Here is a 3,936-nt window from a genome sequence, read left to right on the forward strand (position 1 = left end):
ATCTTCTACTTTTTTTACTGCTTTCTAAAAACGCACTACAAAGTTAAACCCTAAGGGTCTTTGAGACCCTTAGGGTTTGAAAATGCGTATCTTCTCAATTGCTTTATTTTTACAAAGACGAAACAAATTTGCTTGAAAGTTTGGGCAGGGGATTGTATATTTGCGAAATGTTCCGCTGCTACTTTTTTTGGAAAGGGGCTTTTTGTAGAGTAACACAAAAACACATGCAAATAAACTGGACAAACATCAAAACCGAAATCTTGGCAGAAACGAAAGACATTTTGCAAACAGAGCCTAATTTGAACACAAATGAGGTTTTGGATTTGTTTGTGAAAGTTTTGCTATACCCTATCAATGAACCTGATTTAGCAGGCGTTGCGACGCGCATACCTAATGCCCTGCAAAAAATTTTACTGGAAAATCTACCAATCATAGATAAAAACGCCTACTTCCCTGATGTAGCTAAAATTGAGCCTTATTTTAGGAAAATATTGTGTATCACAGATAATACATCTTATCAAAGAGTTGCTAATAGCAAAGATGGCTTAGGCAGCATTATTCCGAAATTGAACTTAAACCCTAATAACATAAAATTAAGCGCGGCTTGGTCAGACGAAAATCCCAAGACACATTTTGCCGAACATTTGATAAAAGCCCTCGCCGTTGTCTATGTCCCCACAGACGACTGTATGTTGCTTGTGCGACACAAGCAACGGCGGGGGTAGCCGAATACCTTACCATTTTGCCCCCAATGGAACTACTCAAAGAAAAACTACACAAAGCCATCGAGTACGCCAAAAACCGAAACCAAAGAGAAAATGGATAAAGACCTAATAATAAGTGAGGTGAAATTCTAAAAAACAAATTCAAATGTAGGGATAAGGCAGTGACTTGTCCGCAGTGAGATGGAAATAAAAGAGGGTTTTCAGACCCAAAAAATAGGGTTTAGTCCAAATCTCTTGCCGTTGTCCTGTAGGTTGCTTGTGGGACACAAGCAACGGCGGGGCTTCATTGAAAGTTAGTTATGTTTTGAAAGTAAAAAGCAAAGACAAACGCTCCCTAAACGGGGTCATAGCCGCTTCCCCCCCAAGGGTGGCATCTTCCAATTCGTCGCAATCCTTTGAGAGTTCCTCGCCATACGCCATACTTTCGAATCGCCTCTATCATATAAGCCGAACAAGTAGGTGTATAACGACAAGAAGGTGGCAAATGAGGCGACAATAGCACCTGATACGCACGCACCAGCGCAATAAAAAAGGCAGCAAGCAATCGACTCATAAGAACTTAAAAAAAGGAGGTGAAAAGCAGGCTACGAAAGTAGAAAACCAAGGGCTTGTATTTGAAGCAGTTAGCCCTGTGCTGCCTGAAAAGTCAAGATTCTCTAACAAGAAACGTTCCATTTTAAAAACCTTCTCTTTTTTTTTCGTTCAAAAATACTATCTTGCCCCTTGTATGCCTCATTAGGCTGCCTTTGAGCCTGCCTCTGGATTAGCGTGTTTGACTTTGCCCAGTTTTCAGTTGGAAATTTCTTCCACTTCAATTTTTATCCACTATCCTACCCTCTTGATTTTGAGCCTGCCGACTTTCCTTTCCCTTTTAAAGGCTTAAAATAGGTTTTAAATAGCGCGTATTATGCAAAAATTAGGACTAAAACAGACCCAACTCCAAAAACTTTCACCCCAACAGATTCAATTTATCAAACTCCTGCAAATTCCTACCGCAGAATTGGAATCGCGCATAGAGGAAGAATTGGAAAGCAACCCCGCCTTAGAAGAAGGGCGCGAAGAACCCGTAGCCGAAAAAACAGAAGAATACGAGGAAAACTTTGAAGAGTACGAAGACTTCGAGGAAAGCTATGACGAAACCAACCCAATGGAGGAAATCAAACTCGAAGACTACCTACAACAAGATGATGTAGCCAGCTACAAAACCCAAAGCGAAAGCGGCTACCCCGAAGAAGAGGAGCGCGAAATTCCGATACCTACCTTCACGACCCTAACCGACTCACTTTTAGAACAACTTGGACACCTGCGCTTAGACGACCGCCAGAAAGCTATCGGCGAACAGCTTATCGGCTCGATAGATGAAGACGGCTATATCCGCCGCGACCTCGAAGCGATAGCCAACGATTTAGCCTTTTCGCAAAATATCCAAACCGAAACCGACGAAGTAGAAGAAGTTTTGCAGCGGATTCAAAACTTCGAACCCGCAGGTATCGCCGCTCGCGATTTGCAGGAATGTTTGATTTTACAATTAGAAAGACGAAGCAAAGACGACCTACACGTCCGCTATGCCATTCAAATTCTGCAAACCTGCTTTGAAGAATTTAAAAAGAAACACTTTAAAAAAATACAAAAACGCCTTTCTCTTTCGGAAGAAGACATGCGCGAAGCCATGAACCTCATTCTGAAACTAAACCCCAAACCCGGGGGCAGCTCAAACGCCTACGCCAAGACGCAATATATCATTCCCGACTTTATCCTCAAAAATATCAATGGAAAGTTGGAAGTTGCCCTCAATTCCAAAAATGCGCCCGAATTGCGCGTAAGTAGGTCGTATGCTGATATGTTGGAGGCGTATGATAAAAGTGATAAAAAAGATAAGAATTTCAAGCAAACAGTTAGCTTTGTCAAGCAAAAATTAGATGCCGCCAAATGGTTTATTGATGCCATCAAACAGCGGCAGAATACGCTGCTACGCACCATGAACGCCATTGTTCGCTACCAAAGGGAATTTTTTATGGAAGGCGACGAGAGCAAGCTACGCCCCATGATTCTCAAAGACATCGCCCAAGAGATTGGCATGGACATCTCCACTGTGTCGCGTGTGGCAAATAGCAAAGCCGTCCAGACGGATTTTGGCGTATTTCCACTCAAATTTTTCTTCTCCGAAAGCATTTCCACCGATACAGGCGAAGATGTGAGCAGCAAAGAGGTTAAATATATCCTCAAACAAATTATTGAAAATGAAAACAAACGTCGCCCACTTTCCGACGACAAACTTGAAAAACTTTTGAGAGCGCGTGGCTATCAAATTGCACGCCGCACCGTAGCCAAGTATCGAGAACAACTCAATATCCCTGTGGCACGTTTGCGAAAAGAAGTGTAACAACAAACCAACCTTTCTTTTTCCTACATGCCTCACCACCAAAAACATCGGGGCGCAAATCCGAAAGATGCCGAAAATTTCGCGCCTGCCCTGCTACCGCTATTGCGACAAGCCCTTAGCGACTTACAATGGTTATTAGATAAAAACTATTCTTTTGATGCGTCTTTAAAATTGGTAGGCGATAAATTTACCCTCACCACGCGCCAAAGGAAAGCTCTCCAACATTGCCTCTGCACACAGGCGCAAGCAAAAAAACGGCAGGAAAAAGAAGTAGGAAATTGGCAACAAAAGTGGCAAAACCCTGCATCAAAGCCCCCTGCCCTGCTAATTGATGGCTACAATTTGCTCATTACGCTCGAATGCGCCCTTTCGGGTGCGCCTATTTTTGTGGGCTTAGATGGCTGCTTGCGCGATATTGCCAGTATTCATAGCACCTATCGCAAAGTGGAAGAAACCCTGCCCGCCCTCCAACTTTTGGCAGAGGCTTTTTCTGCCCTTGCGCCGCCCTCGCTCACTTGGATTTTAGACGCGCCTATCTCCAACAGTGGGCGTTTGAAAGGCTTGATTTTGGAAACCTTTGCCCTGCATGCACCTACTTTGCCTTGCGAAGTATTTTTAGAAAAAAATGCAGATAAGAGTTTGATAGAAAGGAGTTGGCAGGGGCAAATACCCGTTATTTCTGCCGATAGTTGGGTGATAGAGGAGGCTTTTGCTTGGGTCAATTTTTTGCCCTTTTTATTAGAGTTTATGAACGGAATTTTGTTATCTTTGCGTTGTTTTACGCTTTTATTTTTCTAACATGTACAATTCCTTGATAATCAGCGAGTT

The 3,936-nt window shown here is 42.9% G+C and carries 4 protein-coding genes; 3 read left to right on the forward strand and 1 reads right to left on the reverse strand.

Annotation, left to right across the window (positions count from 1 at the left end; all coding sequences use genetic code 11):
* Positions 1-224: 224 nt before the first annotated feature.
* Positions 225-725 (forward strand): hypothetical protein, encoded by a 501-nt coding sequence (locus tag G500_RS0107920; protein WP_154657069.1) that lies wholly within the window; start codon positions 225-227, stop codon positions 723-725.
* Between the two features lie 334 nt (positions 726-1,059).
* Here G500_RS0107920 and yidD read toward each other — a convergent pair whose 3' ends face one another.
* Positions 1,060-1,278 carry a membrane protein insertion efficiency factor YidD gene (gene yidD / locus G500_RS25475; protein ID WP_086047859.1) on the reverse strand — a complete coding sequence of 73 codons (219 nt, stop codon included), beginning with the start codon at positions 1,276-1,278 and terminating at the stop codon, positions 1,060-1,062.
* Positions 1,279-1,632: 354 nt separating this feature from the next.
* Here yidD and rpoN point away from each other — a divergent pair, with 354 nt between their 5' ends.
* Positions 1,633-3,108, forward strand: coding sequence for an RNA polymerase factor sigma-54 (rpoN, locus tag G500_RS0107935; RefSeq protein ID WP_027002175.1), 1,476 nt, complete (start codon positions 1,633-1,635; stop codon positions 3,106-3,108).
* 27 nt (positions 3,109-3,135) lie between these two features.
* Positions 3,136-3,906, forward strand: a complete 771-nt coding sequence (locus tag G500_RS22865; RefSeq protein WP_051203376.1) for a DUF434 domain-containing protein — start codon at positions 3,136-3,138, stop codon at positions 3,904-3,906.
* Positions 3,907-3,936: the final 30 nt, after the last annotated feature.

Origin of the sequence: Hugenholtzia roseola DSM 9546 (genome assembly GCF_000422585.1) — a bacterium.
GTDB classification, from domain to species: Bacteria; Bacteroidota; Bacteroidia; order Cytophagales; family Bernardetiaceae; genus Hugenholtzia; species Hugenholtzia roseola.